At 60.7% G+C, this 23,456-nt stretch carries 18 protein-coding genes and 1 pseudogene; 11 read left to right on the top strand and 8 right to left on the bottom strand.

From position 1 onward, the window contains the following. Window positions 1-88: 88 nt before the first annotated feature. Both CCR95_RS04670 and CCR95_RS04665 read right to left on the bottom strand, forming a co-directional pair. Window positions 89-751: a hypothetical protein gene (locus CCR95_RS04670; protein ID WP_201092298.1), complete on the bottom strand. Its 663-nt coding sequence runs from the start codon at window positions 749-751 to the stop codon at window positions 89-91. A gap of 438 nt (window positions 752-1,189) precedes the next feature. Next, window positions 1,190-1,594 (bottom strand): IS66 family transposase zinc-finger binding domain-containing protein, encoded by a 405-nt coding sequence (locus CCR95_RS04665; RefSeq protein ID WP_201092296.1) that lies wholly within the window; start codon window positions 1,592-1,594, stop codon window positions 1,190-1,192. A gap of 535 nt (window positions 1,595-2,129) precedes the next feature. Between CCR95_RS04665 and CCR95_RS04660 the strand changes: the two genes are divergently transcribed. From CCR95_RS04660 to CCR95_RS04640, 5 genes are all read left to right on the top strand, one after another. After that, window positions 2,130-3,998: a type I secretion system permease/ATPase gene (locus tag CCR95_RS04660; RefSeq protein WP_201092293.1), complete on the top strand. Its 1,869-nt coding sequence runs from the start codon at window positions 2,130-2,132 to the stop codon at window positions 3,996-3,998. Beyond that, complete coding sequence (locus tag CCR95_RS04655) at window positions 3,988-5,397, top strand: HlyD family type I secretion periplasmic adaptor subunit (RefSeq protein ID WP_201092292.1); 1,410 nt, start codon at window positions 3,988-3,990, stop codon at window positions 5,395-5,397. The genes CCR95_RS04660 and CCR95_RS04655 overlap by 11 nt, the downstream gene beginning before the upstream one ends. 98 nt (window positions 5,398-5,495) lie before the next feature. Then, on the top strand, window positions 5,496-5,861 hold the full coding sequence (locus CCR95_RS04650) for a hypothetical protein (RefSeq protein ID WP_201092291.1): 366 nt from the start codon (window positions 5,496-5,498) through the stop codon (window positions 5,859-5,861). Beyond that, window positions 5,861-7,294 carry a DUF1800 domain-containing protein gene (locus CCR95_RS04645; protein ID WP_201092290.1) on the top strand — a complete coding sequence of 478 codons (1,434 nt, stop codon included), beginning with the start codon at window positions 5,861-5,863 and terminating at the stop codon, window positions 7,292-7,294. Before CCR95_RS04650 ends, CCR95_RS04645 begins: the two co-directional genes overlap by 1 nt. Before the next feature lie 17 nt (window positions 7,295-7,311). Further along, the gene (locus tag CCR95_RS04640; RefSeq protein ID WP_201092289.1) at window positions 7,312-8,475 is read left to right on the top strand and encodes a DUF1501 domain-containing protein; all 1,164 of its coding nucleotides are present in this window, start codon (window positions 7,312-7,314) and stop codon (window positions 8,473-8,475) included. 31 nt (window positions 8,476-8,506) lie between these two features. Here the strand turns inward: CCR95_RS04640 and CCR95_RS04635 are convergent, their stop codons facing one another. Beyond that, the gene (locus CCR95_RS04635; protein ID WP_201092288.1) at window positions 8,507-8,869 is read right to left on the bottom strand and encodes a hypothetical protein; all 363 of its coding nucleotides are present in this window, start codon (window positions 8,867-8,869) and stop codon (window positions 8,507-8,509) included. 552 nt (window positions 8,870-9,421) lie between these two features. On the opposite strand from CCR95_RS04635, the pseudogene CCR95_RS26260 reads away from it, so the two are divergent. Further along, window positions 9,422-9,592 (top strand): annotated as a pseudogene (locus CCR95_RS26260) (phosphopantetheine-binding protein). Window positions 9,593-9,760: 168 nt separating this feature from the next. Here CCR95_RS26260 and CCR95_RS25150 read toward each other — a convergent pair. Next, on the bottom strand, window positions 9,761-9,901 hold the full coding sequence (locus tag CCR95_RS25150) for a hypothetical protein (RefSeq protein WP_242523057.1): 141 nt from the start codon (window positions 9,899-9,901) through the stop codon (window positions 9,761-9,763). On the opposite strand from CCR95_RS25150, the gene CCR95_RS04625 reads away from it, so the two are divergent. From CCR95_RS04625 to CCR95_RS04610, 4 genes are all read left to right on the top strand, one after another. After that, complete coding sequence (locus tag CCR95_RS04625; RefSeq protein WP_338115351.1) at window positions 9,890-10,420, top strand: phosphopantetheine-binding protein; 531 nt, start codon at window positions 9,890-9,892, stop codon at window positions 10,418-10,420. The two genes, CCR95_RS25150 and CCR95_RS04625, sit on opposite strands and share 12 nt — an antisense overlap. Beyond that, window positions 10,417-11,436 carry a uroporphyrinogen decarboxylase family protein gene (locus tag CCR95_RS04620; protein WP_201092284.1) on the top strand — a complete coding sequence of 340 codons (1,020 nt, stop codon included), beginning with the start codon at window positions 10,417-10,419 and terminating at the stop codon, window positions 11,434-11,436. Before CCR95_RS04625 ends, CCR95_RS04620 begins: the two co-directional genes overlap by 4 nt. Further along, complete coding sequence (locus CCR95_RS04615; protein ID WP_201092282.1) at window positions 11,433-15,524, top strand: amino acid adenylation domain-containing protein; 4,092 nt, start codon at window positions 11,433-11,435, stop codon at window positions 15,522-15,524. The genes CCR95_RS04620 and CCR95_RS04615 overlap by 4 nt, the downstream gene beginning before the upstream one ends. 75 nt (window positions 15,525-15,599) lie before the next feature. Continuing rightward, entirely contained in the window at window positions 15,600-15,899 is a 300-nt protein-coding gene (locus CCR95_RS04610) for a hypothetical protein (RefSeq protein ID WP_201092279.1), read from the top strand. 31 nt (window positions 15,900-15,930) lie between these two features. On the opposite strand, the gene CCR95_RS04605 is transcribed toward CCR95_RS04610, so the two are convergent. The 4 genes from CCR95_RS04605 to CCR95_RS04590 all read right to left on the bottom strand — a co-directional run bounded on the left by CCR95_RS04605 (window position 15,931) and on the right by CCR95_RS04590 (window position 21,695). After that, window positions 15,931-16,293, bottom strand: coding sequence for a hypothetical protein (locus CCR95_RS04605; protein ID WP_201092278.1), 363 nt, complete (start codon window positions 16,291-16,293; stop codon window positions 15,931-15,933). 116 nt (window positions 16,294-16,409) lie between these two features. Then, window positions 16,410-17,528: a hypothetical protein gene (locus CCR95_RS04600; protein ID WP_201092276.1), complete on the bottom strand. Its 1,119-nt coding sequence runs from the start codon at window positions 17,526-17,528 to the stop codon at window positions 16,410-16,412. A 524-nt stretch (window positions 17,529-18,052) separates the two neighbouring features. Continuing rightward, a complete protein-coding gene (locus tag CCR95_RS04595) occupies window positions 18,053-19,114 on the bottom strand; it encodes a glycosyltransferase family 4 protein (protein WP_242523060.1) in 1,062 nt (353 codons plus the stop codon). 166 nt (window positions 19,115-19,280) lie between these two features. Then, on the bottom strand, window positions 19,281-21,695 hold the full coding sequence (locus CCR95_RS04590; RefSeq protein WP_201092274.1) for a glycosyltransferase: 2,415 nt from the start codon (window positions 21,693-21,695) through the stop codon (window positions 19,281-19,283). Window positions 21,696-21,940: 245 nt separating this feature from the next. Here CCR95_RS04590 and CCR95_RS04585 point away from each other — a divergent pair. Further along, window positions 21,941-23,456 (top strand): glycosyltransferase family 2 protein (locus CCR95_RS04585; RefSeq protein ID WP_242523056.1); only part of this gene is annotated, 1,516 nt, incomplete at its 3' end.

Here is a 23,456-nt window from a genome sequence, read left to right as displayed (position 1 = left end):
GTGGCGCGGGAAAGCCGAGGGCGTGCAAGCCAGCAAAATGAGGCGGCCATGAAGGCCGCCCGGGAGAGATCAGCGAATGGAATCTCGATTAGAGATCGTCGTCGTCGTCTTCCGTCGTATCGGTTTGGGATGGCGAGTTGGGCACGTTGTCGAACTCGAACTCGAAGGTCTCCACGCCGACTGTCGTCACGGTCTGACCCGTGGTCGCGTTTGTCCAAGTCGTGACGCCGTCGACGTCTACCCGAGCCCAGTCTTCCGCGGAACCGTTCAGTATGAGCGTATCTTTCTCGCCGTCTCCGCCATCGATATAGTCGTTGCCATAGTCGCCGTTGAATCCGCCGAGACGGATCGTGTCGTCGCCCGCTCCCATGTAAATCGTGTCGTCGCCCGCTCCGGTGACGACCGAGTCGTTTCCGTCACCCAGATCCACCGCCAGGTTGGCCTGTCCGCCGATGACTTGGTCGGCGTGATCGGAGCCGAGAATCGCCCGTGTCTCGGGTAGGGTTTCATCCTCCGCGTTCTCAGACTTCAGATCGACCTGGATGCCGACATCTGCGTTGCGGCCGTCGAGGATCGGAGTGTCGCCCAGGTTCTCAAGATTGATCTCTATCGGATCCTCGCCCAATCCCTCGGGAACGATTAGGACATCCGTGTTACCGGGGGGCGGGGAATCTGGGTCGAAAACCTCGACTTGATTTTTCCCATTCGAGTCGCTGAGATCCTTAAGAAGGTCGCCCAGTAAAATTTGCATGCCACCCGATACATCACTGCCCTGCTCGACATTGGAAATCAAGATGCTAGTGTAAATATCCACTATGGTTTCTCCTTAATGCAAATCTGAATCACAGCAAATGGAAAAAAGAAGTAGCGAGTACTGCCTGAGTAAGAGTACTGCCTGATAGCCTAACAGGCGCAATCGATATGTCAATTCCGGGTAACTACTCAGGTGTTCTGAGCAGGCATGGAGCGGAAGTCACGTCAAACGCGGCTGAGGTGGTGTCCCCTGAAAGGTCAGAATCAGGGTATCGAACAGATTGATGCCTTGTTTCTGGAGGGTGGCGAGGTAGGAACGAATCGTGCAGAAGGTCTCCAGTCCAGGTCAGGCTGTTCGTGGCCACTAGGTGCAGCCAGAACCATTTGCCCGCGACGCGCAGGCCGGTTTCATCGGCGTGGGCCACGGGAACCGTTTTCAGAGCCTCGCCGATCGCGTTAACGGTGGGGCAAGACGCTCGCCCGCCTCCGCTTGAAACGCCAGCACGGTCCCATCGGACAGCGGGAGACCGAACAGGTCGCCCATCAGCGCCCCGGTGCGAGAGACTGGCAGCATGTGATGATGGGGCAGATGGACGACAGTCGCCTTGAGACGAGGCCCATACTGCACCGAAGCCGACATCTCAACCGGTAACGTCCCGCGGTGCGCCTGACCACAGGCACAGGTGGCTTCCAGCGTCTGATGCTCGATGACCTCGTGACGCGGCGGCGGCACCTCGAACACCTGGCGGGTCTCGACGACCGTCGCCTCGGGCAGGAGCAGAGCACAGGTGTCGCAGTGACTCGGTGGGGCATGCGTTTCGATCCGATCGGCCTGCGCCACGCACTTGAGGGTCTGCCCTGGATGGCCCGCTTGACCGCCCGTGTGGCGCCAATTGGCTCAAGCCCGGTTAGATTGTTGCTCGTTCGGCACACCTGAGTAGTTACCTTCCAGGGATATGTCCATCCCGGATCTTGCCTGGTTTTGCCTATTGACGTTCGCTGGATCAAAGTTCAGTGCGCCGGACACCATCGTTTGCGAGTGGGTTGGCGTCCCTGGACGGAAACTCAATCTACATTGGCATGGACTCTCGTCGGCGTGCAAAATGCGACTCACGTTGTAACGGCGGCCTGAGCCAGAACTTGGCCTCCGGGAGCTGTTATTATTCCGCAAGAGCCATGTTCACACGCCATGAAGCGCGCCAGCTCCGACGATCATGTTTGCGATGCCAGCCCGGCCGAGTGCTCGAAACGGCGCATGCCGTCAAGGGCGCGATGCAATCTCGTCCGATAGGGATATTCCGAATCCTGCCAATACCTATGTGTAACACCTCACGCATACCTGCTCCGCCGTCCAGCAAGACGCCCGTCAGCCTGCCATGAAATCCGCACCCAAAGGTGAACTGCGCCAGGTGCGCAAGCGTTTATCGGGCGGCTTGGGCGCGGTGAGCCTTTTTTCGCTTCTGATCGCGCTCGGCGCGCTCGTGCCCGCCCTGTACACCATGCAGATGATGGATCGGGTGCTGAACAGCCGCAGCGAGTCGACGCTGTACGCGCTGACCGGGCTGGTTTTGTTCCTGTTGGTTCTGCTCGGGATCTTGATGTTCGCCCGGGCGCGTTTGATGACGCGCCTGGCGAATCGTCTGGATAACGAGCTTGGCCCGCGGGTCTTCGATCTGGTGTTCCGGGTCGGCCTGGAGCAGCCAGCCAGAACCTCGCTGCAACCGACCGAGGATCTGACCGCGCTGCGGAATCTGCTTGGCGGCGGCGCCCTCCTGGCCTTGATGGATGCGCCATTCATTCCACTCTTTTTTTTCGCTTTATACATTATTCATCCATGGGTCGGCACCACGGCGCTAGGTTTTGGTATCGTGATCGCCGTGTTGGCCCTGCTCAATAGCGGGCGCAGCCGGGGGGCCATCCGTGACGCCCAGCAGCAGGGACGTCAGTCGAGGGATTTCCTGCTCAACAGCCTGCGCAACGCGGATGCCGTGCAGTCCATGGGGATGCTGGAATTCTTGCGTCTCAAGTGGCTCAGCAGCCATTTGGGAGAAACCGCGGAGCAAACCCGCGGCAACGATCTGGGTAGCATCTATGGCACCGCCGCCTCGGTCATGCGCAATATGGCGCGCGTGGTGGTCACTGCCGTGTCGGCTTATCTGATCCTGCAACTCGAAATGTCGCCCGGATTGCTGATTGCCTCCATGATCTTGACCGGGCGCGCACTCGGGCCGCTCCAAGCACTGATCAGCGGTTGGCCGCAACTCATGGAAGGGCGCCTGGCCTACCAGCGGCTGGGCGAGATGCTGGACCGGTTCCCGCCCCGCGAGCGGCAGATCCGTCTGCCGGAACTGGTCGGCGAGATCCGTGTGGAAGGGGTCTTCGCCGGCACCGGCAATCCGAGCGGTAGCGGCGATCCGCCGATTCTGCGCGGGATTAACGTCCTGGTGAAGGCGGGGCAAACGCTGGCGATCATCGGTCCCAGTGGCTCGGGCAAGACGACGCTGGCTCGAGTGATTCTAGGACTCTGGCCCACGCTGTCCGGTCGGGTCCGATTCGACGGGGCGGATGTGCGCCATTGGGATCCGCTCCAATTCGGTCGTTATGTCGGCTACCTGCCGCAGGATGTCCAACTGTTCGCGGGGACGATCGCCGATAACATCGCCCGCTTTGGCCGCATTCGCTCGGAGAAGGTCGTCACGGCCGCCAAGTTGGCCGGAGTGCATGCGGTGGTGCTCAATCTGAACAAGGGTTACCTGACGGAGGTCGGGCCAGGGGGCATGATGCTGTCGGCCGGGCAGCGGCAGCGGATCGGTCTGGCCAGGGCGCTCTACAACAATCCGCGCGTGGTCGTCATGGATGAGCCCAACTCCAATCTGGACGAGGATGGCCAGGCCGCGCTCATGTCCGCGGTGGAGACGCTGAAACGGCAAGGTTCCACGGTGGTCTTCATCAGCCACCGGCGTAGCATCCTCGAAAAAGCCGATCAGGTGCTCATTCTCGCGAACGGTCAGGTGCGTTTTTTCGGGAGCCGGGACGATTTCTATGCCGCGACTGCGGCCAATGCCGATGACGCGCAGGTTGCCGTCGCCCTGCCGAAGCGATCCGAACGTCCTGCCGACGCGCCTTCGCTGGCGTTGCCCGCGACAGCGCCGGTCTCGGCCAAACCCGTGCCCGTACCGGAACCGTTGGACGATTACGACGCCCAAGCCGTGCTTCATCAATGGAGACCGATTCGTGTCCACTGAAATCTCCCTCCGTTCGGAACAGTTCAAACGCTCGGATCTGATTCCCCGCGGCGAAGGTGAAGCCGACGACGATCTGGAATTGCCCAATATCGCCCTGCCCAAGGTTCCCATGGATGCCTGGGCTTACAAGGGACTGGGGTATCTGGCGTTACTCGTTGCCGTGGTTGGCATGATTGGCTGGTCCGCCTACGCGCCGCTGGAAAGTGCGGTGATTGCGACCGGCAATGTGCGGGTCGAGGACAAAAGCAAGCAAGTGCAGCATCTTGAAGGCGGTATCGTGGCCAAGATCCAGGTTCGCGAAGGCGATCTGGTGCAGGCCGGTCAAATCCTGTTGATGCTCAGCGATGTGCGCGCCCGCACCGAGCTGCGCTCCACGCAACTCCAGCTTGCCGGCTACCAGGCCGCCAAATCCCGGCTCGACGCCGAACGCTCAGGGCTTGCGGACATCGTCTTTCCTGCGCATCTGATTGCCCAGGGCGAACAAGACCGCGAATTGGCGAAAGTCATGGAGCGGCAGGTGAGTTTGTTCGAATCCCGTCGGAATGCGCGGGAAAACGAAAAGACCATCCTGGAAAAAACCATTCAGGAACAGAACGCCCGCATCGCCGGCATGCAGAACCGGATCGCCACCGCGCGACAACGGATCGACTCTTACGACAAGGAACTGGCCAATCTGCGGAGCCTGTTCGCAAGAAAGCTGGTCGACAATACCCGCATCACCGCCATGGAGCGGGATCGCGCGGAGGCGGAGGATTCGCTTTTCTCCTATGAATCGGAGGTGGTCAACTCCCGGGTCAAAATCAACGAGGCCGAGGCCCAGTTGCTGCAGACCGATTTTCTGTTCCAAAAAGAAGTGGAGACCGATTCGCGCGAGACCGAGCAGGCGGTCGCCGAATTCGCCAACAGCATTGCCAGCCTGGAAGACACGCAGCAGCGCACCTTGATTCGTGCGCCGGTCGAGGGGATCGTCACCGGTCTTGCGGTCACGACCATCGGCGAGGTCATCGCCCCCGGCGACACTCTGATGGAAATCGTTCCGACGAATAAAAAATATGTCATTGAGGCCATGGTTTCGCCGACCGATATTGACGAAGTGCAGATTGGACTCCCCGCCGACATCCGCTTTGGCGCGTTCACCCGGATCAACACCCAGATTATTCCGGGTCAGGTCGTCAAGGTGTCGGCCGACGCCTTCACCGACCCGAATCAGCAGTTCAAATATTACGTGGCCGAAGTGAGCATCAATGATCTTGGCGTTGCGATTCTGAGCGACAATCAGCTTAATATTATTCCGGGGATGCCGGCGGACGTGGCGATCAAAACCGGCGAGCGCACCTTCCTGCGCTATCTGGCGGGTCCGGTCTTCGAGATCCTGATGAAAGCCTTCCGAGAAAAATAGCCCTTGATCCAATGGACGGCGTCAGGAATAAGGCAGGCATGAGCCGACCCTCCGGCGACTTTCCGCCCGGTTCACCACTTGACGATCCTCTAAAAGCGATGCAATTTCAATTTCACGGCCACGAGGTTCATGTTTTCCGTCTCAGTCTCGACCCGGCAACCGGCCAGCGGCAGCGCACGAATCTTGGCATGATCGACAAGACGGCCCTCACCGTCTCCGCGACCCTGAAAGCCAATTGCAGCCCCGCCGAGCTGGCCGAGATCGATCGCTGGCTGGCCAACCGTCAGCGGCTCGCCCAGCTCCGGGCGGAATTGGCGGCGCGGACACTGCCGGAGCAGATCCAGCAAGTCGCGCAATGGCTGTCCACCACGGAGCCCGACGAACAGACGCGCAGGCTGGCCGAGGACATTCGCGCCAATTGGCAGCGTTTGCGGACCGCCCTTCAGCAACGCGATCTACTCTAATGAACATCCGCCGAGGACTCCTTCTGCTGTTTCTGCTCGGCCAGATTGCCGGAGTTCTCGCCGATGGCATGGGCATCGACGAGGCGCGCCATCTCCTGGCGCGAACCGGATTTGGCCCGACCTGGACGGAGATCCAGCGGTTTGCGGCCCTCTCCCGGAGCGACGGCGTCGAGCGCCTGCTCGCCGACACCCGGATTCAGGCCAGCACCTCGCCCCCCGATTGGGCGGCCATCTATCCGCCGCCAGCGGCGACGCGCGATCTGACCGAGGATCAGCGGCGACTGAGACAGGAAACCCGGCGCCAGCAGGAAGCCGCGCTCCGCCAATGGTGGCTGACTGAAATGCGCGTGACGCCGTCGCCGCTGACCGAACGCATGACGCTCTTCTGGCACGGCCACTTTGTCTCCGCGCTGAACAAGGTCCGCTCCCCGGTGTTGATGTACCGTCAAAATACCCTGCTGCGCGCTCACGCACTGGGGCGCTTCGATGCCTTACTGCATGAAATCGCCAAGGATCCGGCGATGCTGATCTATCTGGATGGCGCGGTGAGCCGCAAAGCGCGACCGAATGAAAATTTCGCGCGTGAAGTCATGGAGTTATTCACGCTGGGAGAGGGTTATTACAGTGAAACCGACATCAAGGAAGCCGCGCGCGCCTTCACCGGCTGGAGCCTCGACCGGAAACTCGGCACTCTGCACTTTAAGCCCGCCTGGCACGACAACGGCGTCAAGACCCTGTTCGGTCAGCGCGGACGCTTCGACGGCGATCAGGTGCTCGATCTGTTGCTGGAGCATCCGGAAACGGCCCGGCAGATCACCCGCAAGCTCTGGCGCGAATTCGTCTCGCCACAGCCCGACGAAACCGAAGTCAAGCGCATCGCCGATCTGTTTCGACAGAGTCGCTACGAGATCAAATCGCTCATGCGCTCGCTGCTGAATTCAACGTCCTTTTGGGCACCCGCCACTCGTGGCGTCTTGATCAAATCGCCGGTGGAGTTCCTGACGGGCATCCAGCGTCAACTCGACATCACCCCCATCGATCCAGCGCAGGTCGCCAAGGTATCCGCCCAACTGGGACAGACTCTTTTCTCGCCCCCCACGGTGAAAGGCTGGCCGGGCGGCGAGACCTGGCTCGACGCCCGCACCTTATTGCTGCGTCAGGGGATCGCGCGGGAATGGTCGCGGGCGCAGCGTCCGGATCTCGAGGCGATCCGCATCGCGCGCCAGAGCGGCGGGGGCGTGAGCCTGCCGGAGCGCCCCTTGGATTTCAAGATTCAACGCTGGGTCGAACAATTCGGGACCGGAGACGACTGGCGCGAGCAGGTCAAGGAACTGCTGCTACCATTGCCGCCCATCCGGCAACCCGCAACGAGTCTGCCGCCGATCCAATTCGTCCAGGGGCTGTTGCTGGATCCCGTCCATCAATTGAAATAAGCGCGAGAGGCCGAACGATGCAACGTCGCACCTTTCTGCAGGTCAGCCTGGCGGCCGGCACGCTGGGATGGGTGTTGCCGGCCTGGAGTCAGACCGCCCGCCCCCGTGATTCGCGGCTGCTCATCCTGATTGCGCTGCAAGGCGGCAACGATGGACTCAACACCCTGATTCCCTTTGCCGATCCCAACTATCGCGCCCTCCGCCCGAATCTTGCCATTCACCGCGACCAGATCGTCAAACTCACCGAACAGGAAGGTCTGCATCCTCAGTTGGCGCCACTGCTGAAGATCTGGGACGCGCGCGAACTCGCCCTCGTGCGCGGGCTCGGCTATCCCGCTCCCAACCTCTCCCATTTCCGCTCGATGGACATCTGGGAAACCGCCTCGGGCAGCGACGAATACCTCGCCAGCGGCTGGTTAGACCGAGCCTTTGCCGCGCATCCCCGCGCTGGCGCCGGGCATATTGATGGTCTCGTCGTCGGTGGCGATGAAGCGGGCGCCTTGAGGGGTGGACACGCGAGTGTGATCACGCTGGCCAATCTCGCGCAATTTCAACGCCAGGTTCAACGCCTGGGAGCGCCATTGTCGGCCTCGCCGGCGCCGCCGTCGTTACGTCATCTCGTCGAATTGGAAAACGGCATTCGTCGCGCGGCAGGCCAGCTACAGTCAGGACAGCGCTTGCAGACCGCTTTTCCTGATAGCCCCTTTGGTCGGTCGATCCGCACGGCCTGCGAAATTATCGCCAACCGGAGCCGGATTGGTCTGAGCATGGTCCACCTGAGCCTGGGCGGATTCGACACCCACGTCCAGCAGGGACCGACCCAGGCCCGACGACTCAAGGAACTGGCCGCCGGTCTCCTGAGTCTGCGAAACGCTTTGCAGGAACTGGATGCCTGGAACGACAGCTTGATCCTGACCTACTCCGAATTCGGACGCCGCCCCCAGCAGAATGCCAATGGCGGCACCGATCACGGCACGGCGAGCGTTCAATTCGTGCTGGGCGGGCGGGTCAAGGGCGGCCTTCATGGCACCGCGCCGAATCTGGCCGACCTGGACGGCAACGGCAACCCGCGCCACACCCTGGATTTTCGCAGCCTCTACGCCACCGTCCTGGAACGCTGGTGGGGGATGGAGAGCCAGGCGGTGCTTGGCGGGCGGTTCAGTATCTTGAGCATGCTGTGAACGAGTTGGTGCGGATAGGCTAACTGGTTTTTCACATCAATTGATGCTTTCGAGCGACCCGCCGAAAATCCTGGGCCGCCAACAGCACCTCCGCCACCACTTCCCTACCGAGATCCTCATCCATGTCGGGAAGCAGTTTAGCGGCGGACGTCATGGTCTCCGCCAAACTCAGTATCTCAACTTCAGCTTTTTTCCGGTTCAGGATCTGGCGTCTTTCAAGCCACTTGGTTACCTGTGCCTTTTCTTCGTCGGACAAGGCCGCTTCCGCTTTTTCGCTCAGCTGACCAGTTAATAAATTGGCTGATCCGACGAGCGTCGGCTTGGTTCTGCCGGCCTCTTCGTTGAGGACTGGCTTGATCAGTTGTACGTTATTGCCACGAATGCGGAAATGCATGCGGTCTCTCCAGCTATAATGTGATGATCATACATTAGCATAAATCCTGTAAATTAAAAAAAATAATAAATCAGCCGGCTTTTTATGAGTGACGGTAGAAGTTTGATATAGCCACCGAACGTGATCATCGGACAAGGGGCGGGTTGCAAACCCGCCCCGACGCCAAGGCCATGTCTGGACCCGCTTTTCGCGTCCGAAATCCTCGATCGCCTCCCAGCCGTCCGCCCCGCTGACGACGAAACTCTGATCGTCGTTTCTCGCTCGCATCCGTCAACTACCCGAAAACGGAATGTTTAAGCGCGCTCGCCCTGTGGACGGATGTGGCGAGGATGGTTTTCTGCTGCGGCAGCGTTATGATGCCCGACGCCTGTCCGATAATGTCATCGTGGACTAGGGGCTGCTCCCGGCGCTACAGCGTCTCCAGTCTTTGCCGGTCGGCGGCGAGGTTCTTTCCCCGGTGCATATCCGTCGTGCCTTGGCGCAGTTGAAGATTGGTGCGGCGAGACCGAGTACCAGGCCCCGCGTACCGGCACCGAACGGCGCCTGGCCGAGTTGCTGGGAGTCGAGCGCATTGGTCGAGAGGACCATTTCTTTGACCTAGGTGGACATTCACTGCGGGCGACTCACTGAGTCGCCCGCATCGAGCGCCAGGTGGAATGCCGTCTGCCTCTGAGCACCCTGTTCGACGCATCGACACTCGCCGCCCTGGCGACCTATTATTGACAACCTCCTGTGGCTTCGCCTAGAGCCGCGCGCGCGGGATCATGACGAAATCGAATGATGATCCTCACAAAACCGCAAGTTGCAACTTTGAATCGAGATGAATTTCGGCATGGCATTATTGAGTCAACAGGCGGATGTCGTCTCTATCATACTGGCGACACGGAAAGTTTACGCGCGGATGGTCAACTGGAATTCCTCGGACGCATCGACCATCAGATCAAACTGCGGGGTATTCGCATCGAATTGGGCGAGATCGAAGCGGCTCTCGCGCGTCAGGAAGCCGTCACGAACGCCGTTGTGATCCTGCATGAACAGGGTGGCCACAAACGTCTCGCCGCCTATGTCGTCCTTGATGCGTCCGCTGTCATGGATACCCCCGCAGAAATCCTGCGCGTTTGGCTCAAGTCGATGTTACCCAACTATATGATCCCCGCGAGCTTCACGGTGCTGGACAGGCTTCCGCTGACCCCGAGCGGCAAGATCGACCGCGCCGCGCTGCACGCGCCCACGCCCGCGGAGACCGATCGGCGCGCTGGGCTGGAATACGAAGCCCCCCGAACCGAGGCCGAGCGGCGCCTGGCCGCGATCTGGACCGAGGTGCTAGGAGTGGAGCGGATTGGCCGGCATGACCACTTTTTCGACATGGGTGGCCATTCGCTGCTGGCGACCCAATTGGTGGCCCGCATCGAGCGGGCGTTTCACTGTCGCCTGTCCTTGCGCGTCGTCTTCGACACCTCGACACTCGCCGCGCTGGCGGCGTACATTGAGACTTTCCAGTGGCTTCGTGGCGGCGCCAACGATGAGCAGCGCGTGGAGATCGAACTATGAGTCAGGCACGAGAGCCCGAGCTACGTTACCGTGATCTGCTCTCCGCAGTCTTGGTCGGCGAATCCGTCGCGACAGTGCCCGTGTCCGCCTGGCGGCATTACCCCATCCTGGATCAGGACGCGGATACGCTGACCGAGGTCACGCTCGCCCATCAGGCACGGTTCGATTGCGATTTCGTCAAGCTCATGCCGGCCTCTACCTGGCAGTCGCGTGATCACGGGCTGAACGATCGCTGGGCCGGCGATGCCATCGGACGGCGCGAGGTTACCACGACGGTCATCCAGACACCGGACGACTGGCAGCGTTTGCGACGCTTGGATCCCTGGAACGGCTTCAGCGGGCACATCCTGCGCGCGGCACGCCAGGTTCGCCGCACCTTGGCGCCTGAGATCCCGGTGCTTACCACGGTCTTCAATCCGCTCTTCCAAGCGGTGCAATTGGCTGGCCTGGCACGCGTGCGCGAGCATGCCCAGCATCACCCTGGAGCCTTGGCGCAAGGTTTGGCAACCCTACTAGCCAATACCCTTGCTGCCATCGAGCAACTGGCGGATCTGCGGCTCGATGGCATCTTCCTGGTCACTCAGCACGCCGGACGTGCCATGCTGGCCCCCGAGCCCTATGTCTCGCTGGCCCTTGACTCCGATCGCGCCTGTCTGACGGCGGCACCACTGCCCTTCAATCTTCTCCATCTGCATGGCTCCGACCTGTGCTGGGAGCTGTTCCTCGACCTGGACTCAGTGGTGATCCACTATGATGCCGTCGCGGGCAATCCCGATCCGGTCCGACTGTCGAAGCGGCTGGCCGGCGGACTCGCGACCGGACCGCATCCGCAGGGCGCCATGCTCAACGGCTCGCCCGCTGAGCTGATGGCTGAGGTCACCGGCTTACGTCGGCGCATGCGTGGACGTCCATTCATGCTCGCCCCAGGCTGCGCGCTACCGCTGGCGGTTCCCGATCATCAGGTTGACGCCCTGATCCAGGCCGCGCGCGCACCCTTGTCCGAGTCGGATGCATGACCATCCTGCCCCTGGATTTTGGCGGTCCAACGGACCGGCCTTTCACCCCCTTTCCCGCCTCCGCGTTGGAGGACTCCATCCTCGATCGCTTCCGCGCGATCGCCCTTCGTCATGCCGGGCGCCTAGCCATCGACGACGGGCATCAGCGCCTCACCTACGGCGAGGTTCGGGCTCGCGTCGAGCGGCTCGCCGGACTGCTCATGACCGGCTTGCCGCCGGGGGCGGATCCGGTGGCCATCTTTCTCGATCATTACGCGTCCTTTCCGATCGCCATGCTCGCCGTGCTCGCCGCCGGGCGCGCCTATGTTCCCTTGGATGTCAGCTTTCCGCTGGAGCGCAACCGACGCATCCTGCAACATGCCAGCAGCGCGGCCATCGTCACCGATCATGCCAATGCCCTGCTCGCGGCCAAGCTTTGTCTGCCCGGCACACCTCTGATCGACATGGATGCGCTGGATGCTATCGAGACGCCTATTCCTCAGATGCCAACCGCGGACAGCCTGGCCTATATCCTCTACACCTCGGGCTCGACCGGTGAGCCCAAGGGGGTCTATCAGAACCATCGCAACCTCTTGCACGATGTTCTGCAATATACCAACTCCATCCATCTGAGCACCGAAGACCGGCTGACCATGCTCTATTCCGGTTGTGTCGGTGGCGCCATTCGCGACATCTATGGCGCCCTGCTGAATGGGGCCTCGTTGCATATCCTCCCGTTCAGACAACTCGGAGCCATGGGTCTGGTCGCTGCCATCGCCGAGCATGGGATCACCATCTACCATTCCGTGCCCACGGTCTTCCGGCAGTTGGTAGCGGCCCTGCGGACGCACCAGCGACTCAGCGATATCCGGCTCGCCTACCTGGCCGGCGACCGGCTGGATCGCGCCGATGTCGATGCCCTCCGCCGTCATTTCCCGCGCGATGCCCTGCTCTATACCGGCATCGGCTCCACCGAGAACGCGACCCTTTACCGCCACTGGTTCATCGCCTCAGACACGCCCATGGAGGGTCCGCGCGTGCCGGTGGGTCGGGCGATCCCCGATCGCGACATGGCGCTCCTGGACGAGCGCGGCACTCCCGTTCCCGAGGGGGAAACGGGCGAGATCCAAGTCACCAGCCGCTACCTGGCACTGGGCTATTGGCGCGCGCCCGAGTTGACCCGCATGGCCTTCTCGGAGGCCCCCCACGACCCGCGCGCGCGGGTGTTCAGGACCGGCGATCTGGGACGCCTGCGCCCCGACGGTCTGCTGGAATTCATGGGGCGCAAGGATCATCAGGTGAAGATCCGGGGCTTTCGCGTCGAACTGGGGGCTATCGAGGCGGCCCTGAAGCAGGCGTCCTGGATCAGGGATGCGGCGGTTATGGCACACGAAGACCGTTCCGGCGATCAGCGGTTGGTGGCCTATGTGGTTGCCGATCCGACGCACTACGCCAGCCTCCAGTCTCTGCGTCAAGCACTCAAGCTTCAATTGCCCGATCACATGATCCCCACGACCGTCAAGGTGCTGGAGTGTCTGCCGCTGACCCCCAACGGCAAGCTCGACCGCCACGCTTTGCCGATCCCAGCGGGTCCGAATCGCATGCCACAAGACCCGCTGTCCGCCGCCCCGCGCACCCCCCTGGAAGCCCGTCTCGTCAGCTTCTGGCAGGACGTGCTTGGCCTCGTCGACCCACCTGGCATCCACGACGATTTTTTCGACCTGGGCGGTCATTCGCTCTTGGCCGCCCGCCTGGTTCAGGTCATCGAAACGGACTTGCGGATGCGCCTCCCGCTGGCGGCGCTGTTTCGCTTCAGCACCATTGCCCAACTGGCCGAGCGCTTCTCCGAACAGGCGCCCGAGTCAGCGCCAACAGAGCAAAGACCGCCGAGCGTTCTCGCCACCACGCTGCAAGAAACGGTCTATCGCGCACTCTTGACCTTCCGCGCGGGGCGCAAGCACCCGCGACTTGCCCCCGACTCTTTGCTGATGCGCCTCAATCCAGAGGCCAGTGGCACACCGCTCTACTTTTGCGGCATCTTCGAGGCGTTGGCGGCGGCCCTACCTCATCGCCCGATCATCGCCATGGACAGTGGGCTTTACGCCATGGCCATCACGGACGCAAATGTCCAGGCCCTGGCGCAGCACTATTTCGAGGAGATCCAGGCTCGGCAATTAATCGGACCATTCGTACTCATCGGTTTCAGTCTGGGCGCCCAGGTTGCCTTTAAACTGGCGCGGCTTCTGATTTCCGGAGGTCATGCCGTGACTCTGCTTGGCCTGATCGACAAGTCCATCGAGCACCCCTACCCGGGGCGGGTGGCTCAATTTATCGCAGACCAAGGCCCCTTTCGCCATCTGCCCGATTCGGACACTTGGCGTCAAGACTGCGCGCAACGCTTTCCGGGCGGGATGAGCCTCGACCGCATTCCCGGCAATCACACCTCGATTCTGCGGCAGGGCGCGGTGGCGCACCTGCTCGCGGAACGGATCGAGGCACGCCTGGCGCAGTTGACGGCAACCGCAGTTCCGCTTTCCGCCGAGGCCCGCCGGCTGACTTGGCAGGCGCCTGCCAAGCTCGTGTATGCCATGGACGAAACCGCTTCGCTCCTCCTGGTTCTAACCAACGCCAGCCCGCTGGCCTGGGGGAACGATCATGCCCTGTCCGTGGGCTACCATTGGTACGACGACTACGCGCGCCTGGTCCAGTGGGCCGTTGATACCGTGCCACTTTCCTTGCCCATCAATGCGGGCCAATCGATATCGCTGAGCATTCCTGTCGCCGCGCCGGGCCGCCCTGGACGCTATCGTCTCGTCGTCGATCTCCTGGACCGAGCCGAATCCTGGGGTATGCTCAGCGGCTTGGAAACCGCCGCCGTCGCGGTCGAGATTCTCCCTGCAAGCCAACCAAAATGCTCGCGTGCCACCGATCTGGACGAGGCCCGTCTTGCCTGGCAAGAGGGGCGCGACCAGGACACCATGCGCCTCTGTCAGCCGCTACTGACAGCGCATGATCAAGCGCCGTTGCAGGTATTCCAGCAACTGGCGCTTGCTCTTCAACGTTGGGGACGCCTGGAGGCATCGCTCGACGTGTGTCAACGTGGCCTGACCGCTTACCCCAATGACGCGCAGTTACGCCACCTCTGCGCCGAGGTGGCGTTGGGGCTCGACCAACCCAACCTCGCCGTCGAGCATGCCTGCCGCGCGACGGAGCTCGAGCCCGCGCGTCCAGTGCATTGGGCTCTGCTGGGTCAAGCCTGCGCGAAACGGGGTGACGATGCGCAAGCCATCGATGCCTACCGCCGCGCCCTGGCGCAACGCGCCGACATCGACTGGCGAAAGGGATTGGCGGAGTGTCTGGAGCGCACCGGGCACTTCTCGGAAGCGGCAACCGAGTGGCGTCACGCCATCGCGCTCCGGCCGGGGCAATTGACGTTTTCGGTCCGATTGGCACGCGCACTGCGGCAGGCGGGACAGCCGGACGCGGCCCTTGATGTCTGCCGGCAGCTTCTCGACCAGGATCCCGGTCATCTTGAAAGCCATCTCTTCATCATGGACGGGCTGCGCGAGCTGGGCCGTGCCGCTGAAGCACTCGCGCTTTACGACGCCGCTTCACCAAGGCTCAAACCGTCCGCTCGACTGCAACAGGCATACGGCGACTGCCTGATAGCGCTTGAGCGAACCGAGGAGGCGCTCGCCGCTTTCCGGCGAGGAACGGAGATCGACCCGGCGTTTGCGGGCAATTGGCTGAAGCTGGCGGATACCTGGCTCCAGCAACCATCGATCGAGGCCGCCGAACACGTCCTCGATTCCGCTCTAGGGCATCATCCAGACGACGTCCGATTCCTGTTCAGGCGCGGGCAATTACTCCTGGATCAGGGACATGAGGCATCCGAGGCGCTGGCAATGTTTGACCGTGTCATCGCCCAGCAACCGACGCACTTCCGCGCCCACTGGCGACGCGCCGAGGCGCTCGTGAAGCTCAAACGCTGGACCGAGGCGGAAGCCGCCTATCGCTGCGCGGCGGTCATCAATCCGCGTCACGGGCCAGTGCGACAAGGTCTTGTCAGGGTTGGCGAGCAACTCAATGCCTTGGAAACCGCTCGTTAAGAGCGGCTGGAGTCGGCATCCGCGGATGCTTGAAGGCGATTTTCCGTTCTTTCGCTGCCTTTGTGCTGGACGGCCTTGCCCAAGGCTGGCAACTCCAACACGGACGAGCGCTGTGCGTTGTTGACGCGCTGGCAACAGACCTTTCCCACGCGGCGGGTCGCCTCTCTGTTGGCGGACCGGAAATTCGTCGGGCGCGACTGGATCCGCTATCTGTTGACACACCGCCTCCCCTTTCGCCTGCGTCTCAAAGCCAATGTGCAACTGACGGGAACCCGCGGCACCGATCCTCTGTTGCCGGCATTCCAGGATCGGCGCGTGGAGCTGGAGAGCCAGGCGGTGCTTGGCGGGCGGTTCAGTACCTTGAGCATGCTGTGAACGAGTTGGTGCGGATAGGCTAACTGGTTTTTCACATCAATTGATGCTTTCGCGCGACCCGCCGAAAATCCTGGGCCGCCAACAGCACCTCCGCCACCACCTCCCTACCGAGATCCTCATCCATGTCGGGAAGCAGTTTTGCGGCGGCCGTCATGGTCTCCGCCAAACTCAGTATCTCAACTTCGGCTTTTTTCCGGTTCAGGATCTGGCGTCTTTCAAGCCACTTGGCGACCAGTGCCTTTTCTTCGTCGGACAAGGCCGCCTCAGCTTTTTCGTTCAGATGACCAGTTAACAAATTGGCTGATCCGACGAGCGTCGGCTTGGTTCTGCCGGCATCTTCGTTAAGGACTGACTTGATCAGTTGTACGTTATTGCCACGAATGCGGAAATGCATGCAGTTTCTCCAGCTATGATGTGATGACCATACAATAGCACGACTTTCAGAAATCTATCGATATTTTAGGGAGCATGCGCGTCAATTTCAGTCTGCGCGAGCGCACAGCCGCGTTGTCAAAGTTCGAGGCTGGCAAGCAGTTTGGCTAATTGTTCCAGATCATTGGCGTCGCCGAATTCCAGATCGGGCGCATGGTCACTCAAGCGTGATCGCGGTTGGGCATGGCCCAGCTTCTCGATGACTGGCCCGAAAATCGGTATCAATGCCGAGGGATCGATTCGCGCAGGCTCCTCGATCTCTGGATAGTGCGAAAAGTCCTCGTTGAACAACGCTCGGTCATCGAACCATTCACGCGCCACGGCGGCGTTTGACTCGGCAAATTGTCGATAAAAGGTCACTGCCGACTCCCGGGAAGGTCTGCGCCTTGGGCCCGGATGCCATTGCTCGAAATACCGGATATAGCGTCGGCGGAGCGCCTGGATTGCCGCCACTGGAGTGTCGGCCGGCACCAGTTGGTTGAAGATCCGCAAAATCTCCAGCGCGGTTGCCGACAGGGAGCAGTTTCGATCCTCGGTCAGCTTAAGCATGCTTAGATCCAGGCCCGCTGCCGTCGCAAAATCATGGATGATGCTGCCTTCGGTCAACCGCTGACGGTCGAAGACGCGGGGCCTCAGAGCCTCGCGGCCGAAGACGGCGGACCAGTGATCGAGCAGGCGCCGATAATCATAATAGGGACTCTTGGCATCCCGCGGGTAGAATACATCCGAGCAAATCTGGCCGCTCTTGATCCGGGTATTGTAGCGGCTGACAGCCAATTCATCCTGCCGGCGCAGATAGACGAGGATCTCGATCCGATCAAAGTAGGGGTGGAGCAGATCGTGGAGTCGCTGGATTTCCGAGATGCTAACCAGCCGTGACTGACAATGTTCGGACGACAGGATGACCTTGCTGACTCGGTGGTCGAGTCGCGCCAGTTCGGTGCCGAAAATCTCCCGGAATTCGACGCGCCACTGTGCCCGCCTGAATGATTCTTGCAGACCAGCGGCGCGAATGGCATCGTCTACCCGGTCACCGGCCATGGCGTAGATCGCCAACGCGCGGTGGTTGGTCAAGCCCGGTGATCGTGGGTAGGCAATGCCCTGCCGTTCGAGCGGCGCCCGATTGACATGCAGAAATCGCTGCAAGGTCGTCGTGCCGGTCTTCTCGGTTCCAATACACAGGAGGAGCGTCTTCATGCGATGTCCGATGTCCGATGTCGGATTTGGTGTAACTGCCAGTTTACCCGGTATGGCCAGTTTGCCCTATCGCGTCACGCTGATGGTGCCTGGTGCTGGTGCCTGGTGCCAGGCGCGTTCCGGACAGGCCGCTAATGAACGCATGGTTGGTCGCCATGACGACAAGCTGCATGAGCGCATAAGGCGCTCGGGGGATTCGCGATGCGTCGCTGTATTATCCATTTCGGCATACATAAGACAGGGAGCTCATCGATTCAGCAAAGCCTGTTTTGTCAGACGTACGTTTTGGTGGGAGTGCATTATCCGCATGCGGGAGGTGCCAATTCAAGCGGTGCCATCGCGACGGCCTTTGGCGATCAGCCCCACAAATATCACGCCAATCGTAAACGGGGGTTCTCGATCGCAGAAGTGGAGGTAATCGGCCAGGTGGCGAAGACACGTCTAAGCAGCCAACTGACCGACGCGCGCCGGGACCGATCTTCCTCCTGTCCGCCGAGGGAACCTCACGATACAGGTGATCACCGTCAGCGGCTGCCGTACAACGCCAGATGTGCGCCAACCACATCTTCAGGGGCTGGAGGCTTGGGCAAATCGGCAACCAATCGCTCCCATAAGCCTGGCTCGGTCGCCGCACGCCGAACAGTTTCTGCAAGATCCAGCGGGTCGCGGGCACGAAAGTGTAAACCGGACACTTCGTGCGCGACCTTCTCAGCCATGCCACCCAAATTGGGACAGATCACCGGACGCCCCAGGCGAAAGGCCTCCTGTATCACCAGCGGTGAGTTTTCCCACCAGATCGAACCCATGACCACCCAATCGATCGATGCCATCAGGCCAGGCAGTTCCTCCGGTGAATAAATGCCATGCCAACGCACTCGTCTTGGGTTGGCGTCGAACAGTTCCTGCATGCGTCGCCTGAACTTTTCGTCGAAATGCTCTAGTCCGCCACCGTAAATATCCAACGACACTCCTTTTAGTGACTTGGGTAATCGGCTGAAGGCGTCGATCAGCAGATCCACGCCCTTGTAGGGCGTCAATTGACCGAAATAGGCAAACCGGCCGCGGGTTTCTCCCTCGGTCAAGGGGCGGTCTGGCAAGCGTGGCATGTCGGCGATCAGGTTTTCCTGCTCATGGAGGCGTTCTGCCGGGAGCCCCCAGTCGACATAGCGCCGGGCAAGAAAGTGACTGGGGGCGATGAAACAGTCGACCTGAGCGAAAAAACTCTTGATGTAGCGTTCGCGCAGAAACAATTCGTTCACTGGGTGCTCGGGAAAGCATTGGTGACAATCCAGTGGATTGGAGTGAAAGCAGAGGCTGTGGTTGGTTTTGATCATCTGACCGTTGTGGACGCATAAAGCCATGAATTCATGCAGAGTCAGGACAATTTTGGCATGCGGGCAAAGGCGCCGCGCCACGCGAATGAGTTCCAGGCCCAAGTGCAGGTAGTGATGAAAGTGGATCGCGTCGGGATTGATTGTTCGCAGCAGGGTGGCAAAGTCGCCGCCATCGTCCAGCCGGATGCCGGTTTGTAGTCCCATGGCGTCGGTTTGTCCGGCGATAAGATATTCCCGAGGGGCGATCGCCATCACCTCGCTGCCGGCAGCGAGGAACGCAGTCGGCGCGCGACCGATGAAAAAAGCCTCCTCCCCGACTCGGGCATCGATGCCTCGATATAAGGCATAGGCGGCGAATTCTCCGCCGCCCTTGCTGAAACGTGGGTGGCCATGACTCAGAATCAGGACGCGCATCGATTCAAGCCTCCATCGCGAGACGCGGGTCAGGGAATCGCCCCGCACGAATTTTGTCGCCAAAGCGCCAGGCGTTGTAGAGGGTCAGCAGCATCCGTCGGTCTCCTTGCTCCGCGAGTTGTTGCGATTGGCGTTCCAGATGGCAGAGTTTGGCGGCTGGCGCCAGATACAGGCGTCTGCCGCGCTGGCGCAGAACCAGGCACAGATCGCTATCCTCGAAATCGCCGACACGATAGCCCTCGTCCAGTCCGCCGCAGGCTAGATAATCGGCCGTGCGCAGCAGCAGGCAGGCGGCGCTCAGCATGATCTGTTCCGAGGGTGTTTCGGGGCCATTCCACGCCTGCCCCTTGCCAGGATGCAGGTTAAACAGAAAACCGGGGAATGCCGGATGCTCGCCCGCGACCATGCCGGCATGCTGCACCGCTCCTTCGGGAAAGAGCAGCAGCGGCGCGACCGCGCCCGCCTCTGGCAGGTGCTCCAGCGCATCGAGCAGCGTGGCGAGCCAGCCGGGATGAAGCGGGAGGATGTCGGAGTTGAGCAGCAGTAGGGTATCGGCCCGAGCGAACCGCGCACCAAGATTGTTGATCGCCGCATAGCCCAGATTGGCCCCGGCGTGAGCGACTCGGAAGGAGACGCCAAACAGCGGCTGCACGGCGGAGGCCAGTTCCAGCGTCTCGGTCAGAATACGGGGGTCATCGACCAGATAGAGCAAATCCACGGCTTGGAAATCCGGATCGTCGGCGAACTGAGCCAATTGATGACGCAGAAAATCGTAGCGTCCGTAGAGCGGAACCAGGATGCTGACCCGTGGAGCCTCCGGCGGTACGCCAAAGGCGTGCGTTGCGATATCTTCGGTTGCCGGTGGCGACCTGGGCTCAATGGCGTCGAGGGTTGGCCCTAGATGATCGTTGAACAACGCATAAAGACGGCGTCGCATTCTTTGCGGCTGAGGTACCCAGCTCAAAATATCGTTGATCAGCGACGTATCCGAGCGCGCGACGCGGGTATCCGGCAGCCGCAGCCAACGGGACTGTCCCGGTGCGCGGCGCAGCTCGATGAGTCGCGTGTCGCCTGGATTCGTGGGGAATGGCACCCGGCAGAGAAAGCCCGTGTCTTCGGTCATCTCGGGGAAATGATCGCGGTGAACGTCGGCCACATCTGGACGAGGGACAGGAAACAGACAATCGGTGATCTCCAGGGATTGACCCGCGGGCGAATGAAAAAATATGCGCGGCTTTGTCCCGTAGGGATCGAAACGCCAACCCGTCAGCAGGCATCCGCCCGCGCCTAGCGCCCAGGCCCGATCGAGGGCAATCATTCCGTGTTCGGCAGGCGCGCTGACGCTCAGCGGCAGATCGGCATGATGGGTTTCGACCAGACTTGTTGCGAGATGAGTAAGCCGCTTGGTTAGACGGGACTTCTTCAGTGTGCGACAGTGCCCAAGTAATGTCGGCAGGTCGCTCATCGCGTGGCACCAGAGAGAGCGCATAAAAACCGCAAATTCCGTCCATTCGACAACCTTCGGTTTCAGAAAGAGGGTGGTACGATGGCCGTCCTGCATCTCCAAGTGCAGCCTGGCGCCAGAGAGCTGTTTCGGCGCGAGCGCTAGCAAGCCGAAAAAACCATACTCTCCGTCTCGCAATTCAGGGAAGATCTCGGTCAGGTCGGGGCGCGGCAGCCGGTGAATTCGCTCGGTCAGCTCGATCTGCGTCTCCGGGGCGAGCAGGAAGAGCCGACGGATCGAATGGGCGGGGCTGGCGCTCCAGCCATACAGACACAGCAGAGCGGACTCGGTGTAAAGGGCGTGATCAATGCACAACCCCGGCATGCCATCCACCGCTTGACGCGACTCCTTACGCAAGGCGGCCGTGAAACCATGGTTCGGATCCAGCACCGATTCGGCCAGCTCCAGCAAGCCATCTTCGCTGTGCAGGCCAAGCTGGGTCAGGTGCGTTGCGTTCAGCGCTGAATACGCGACCGTCGGATAGGCTTGGACCAGGGTTTCGCCATTGCGCAACCGAACAGCCAGGTGCACCCGCATACCCGCCTTAGCGGTCAGGAAAGCGACAAATTCGTTCTGGTTGACATCCTCTGGCGAAGCGTTGTCCATGGGCACGGGGCGCAACCGTGTCTGAATTCTCAGGGCTGGGTGTGGCGGGGAGAACGGAATCAGTGTGTCCAATTGTCCCGACGCGAGCAGACCGAAGGTTTCCACTTCATGGTCCGGATCGTACAATCCGCCAATAAAAAACAGCCCGGTTTCGACTCGAACGATCACATCGATCGCCAGACGGACAGCGCGCTGTGAAGGCGGCTTGGTCGTGGGCGTTTGCGGGTGCGTGGCGGGGGCTTCCTGAAGAGAGGGACTTGGCGCGGGCTGTTTCAGGATGTGCTCGGAACTCACGGGCTGGTTTGACATTTGAGGATCCATTGAGAAGGAGCGGACTGCCGGATCTGGTCAGACATGCAGCTGTTCCGGTTCGTTGCTGTCGACAGGCATTGCATGCTAACCCAACTTGCCACCTTGAGGTTCTCTCGGTTTTTGGTCTTCCAGGGGGACGTCGAATGCCCGATGACCGCCACGCAATTCCTTCGAACTCTCGTACAATCAACCACGGGCGTGCGCGATGCCGAGATCGACAGCCATCAAATGATCAGGAATAGATGATGAATCAAGGGTCAATACCAGCTCCTGTCGATGTAACCGATCCGGTTGAAGGACCTAGTAAAAAACGACTGGTTGGCCATATCGACCTCTATAGCGGTGGACAACTGTTTGGCTGGGCGTTCGATAATCAAACGCCAATTCGAGCAATGAAAGTTCGCGTCTACGACGGGCAGGATCTCGTCGGCGAGGGAGTCGCGGAACAACTGCGCGAGGATCTAAAGGAAGCGGGAATCGGCAATGGTCAGCATGGATTTAAGATCCGTCTCCTGAAGCCACTTGAAGATGGTCAACCGCATCATCTCACACTGACGGACGCGGAAACCGGCTCTTTGATTCGTACCCCCAAGTTTAGCGTCCAAACTCAACCGGTCTGGCAAGCCATTATCCATTCCGTGGATGCTTATGTGCTGAGCGGCGAGTTTCGCAGCGACATGCTCTCGCCCTCGACATTATCGTTTGCGGTCTTCGTCGATGGCCTGAAAGTTGGCGAATCCGAGACGAAAAAAGACGACGAGAGGGGAGGCTACTCTTTCCAGTTCAGCCTTCCTGCGGACTCTTGCGACGGCATGCCCCATGTCATTTCCGTGGCGACACTCGATCATCAGGGAGGCACTGCATCCTATGTCGGCGTGCTGCGCCCGATGATGACGCCCTGGCAATATCTGGCCATGGATATCGAAGCCGCCGATTCGCTCTACGCCGGACTTCCTGGCACGATGACCCGTCGCCTGGCGATCTTCCACGCCCATCTTCGATCAGTCATGGAGACAGGAAGCAGTCCGACCAAACAGATCAAGAACATCATGACGGCACTTCAGGTGCTGAATGAAGGCCATGAGCAACGTAAACAATTTCCCGCGCTTACGTTACCCAAGGTCACCAATCCGGAGATCTCGATCATCATTCCGGTACATAATAAATTCGAGCTAACCTACCATTGCATTGCATCCATTATCCTCAGCGATAGCCGATGTCAGTACGAAGTCATCATCGTCGACGACGGTTCCACCGACAAGACGACCGAGATCAATGCCGTCATCGCCAATGCGCGAACCATCGTCAACGCGGAGAATCTCGGCTTTCTTCGCAGTTGCAACAAGGCGGCACAACTCGCGCGGGGGCGCTATCTCGTCCTGCTCAACAACGATACCGAAGTAGGCCATCGCTGGCTGGATGAAATGATCGCAGTCTTCGATCATTTCGACCGCGTCGGTCTGGTTGGCGCCAAACTCATCTATCCCGATGGCAAGTTGCAGGACGCCGGCGGAATTGTGTGGGACAACGGCCAGCCCTGGAACCTCGGAAACGGCGATAATCCTTTCGATCCGCAATGGAACTATGTCCGTCAAGTGGACTATCTTGCCGGCGCCGCGCTAGCGCTTCCCTTAGCCGTCTGGAACGACGTGGGCGGACTGAGCGACGAATACGCCCCGGCCTATTACGAAGACACCGACCTCGCCTTCAAGGTACGCGCCGCCGGCTATCGTACCCTCTATTGCCCTCACGCCGAAG

It is taken from the genome of Thiocystis minor (genome assembly GCF_016653465.1).
Taxonomy (GTDB): domain Bacteria; phylum Pseudomonadota; class Gammaproteobacteria; order Chromatiales; family Chromatiaceae; genus Chromatium; species Chromatium minus.
The sequence above is the reverse complement of the archived record's forward strand: the minus strand, read 5'-3'. Positions and strand labels throughout refer to the sequence as shown.

Bases quoted from the DNA above. Each gene is read 5' to 3' on its own strand.
- CCR95_RS04635 (WP_201092288.1), bottom strand. From the start codon at position 8,869: ATGCATTTCCGCATTCGTGGCAATAACGTACAACTGATCAAGCCAGTC.
- CCR95_RS04645 (WP_201092290.1), top strand. From the start codon at position 5,861: ATGAACATCCGCCGAGGACTCCTTCTGCTGTTTCTGCTCGGCCAGATT.
- CCR95_RS04615 (WP_201092282.1), top strand. From the start codon at position 11,433: ATGACCATCCTGCCCCTGGATTTTGGCGGTCCAACGGACCGGCCTTTC.
- CCR95_RS04600 (WP_201092276.1), bottom strand. From the start codon at position 17,528: ATGAAGACGCTCCTCCTGTGTATTGGAACCGAGAAGACCGGCACGACG.
- CCR95_RS04605 (WP_201092278.1), bottom strand. From the start codon at position 16,293: ATGCATTTCCGCATTCGTGGCAATAACGTACAACTGATCAAGTCAGTC.
- CCR95_RS04660 (WP_201092293.1), top strand. From the start codon at position 2,130: ATGAAATCCGCACCCAAAGGTGAACTGCGCCAGGTGCGCAAGCGTTTA.
- CCR95_RS04650 (WP_201092291.1), top strand. From the start codon at position 5,496: ATGCAATTTCAATTTCACGGCCACGAGGTTCATGTTTTCCGTCTCAGT.
- CCR95_RS04640 (WP_201092289.1), top strand. From the start codon at position 7,312: ATGCAACGTCGCACCTTTCTGCAGGTCAGCCTGGCGGCCGGCACGCTG.
- CCR95_RS04620 (WP_201092284.1), top strand. From the start codon at position 10,417: ATGAGTCAGGCACGAGAGCCCGAGCTACGTTACCGTGATCTGCTCTCC.
- CCR95_RS04670 (WP_201092298.1), bottom strand. From the start codon at position 751: ATGCAAATTTTACTGGGCGACCTTCTTAAGGATCTCAGCGACTCGAAT.
- CCR95_RS04595 (WP_242523060.1), bottom strand. From the start codon at position 19,114: ATGGCGATCGCCCCTCGGGAATATCTTATCGCCGGACAAACCGACGCC.
- CCR95_RS04590 (WP_201092274.1), bottom strand. From the start codon at position 21,695: ATGTCAAACCAGCCCGTGAGTTCCGAGCACATCCTGAAACAGCCCGCG.
- CCR95_RS25150 (WP_242523057.1), bottom strand. From the start codon at position 9,901: ATGCAGGATCACAACGGCGTTCGTGACGGCTTCCTGACGCGCGAGAGC.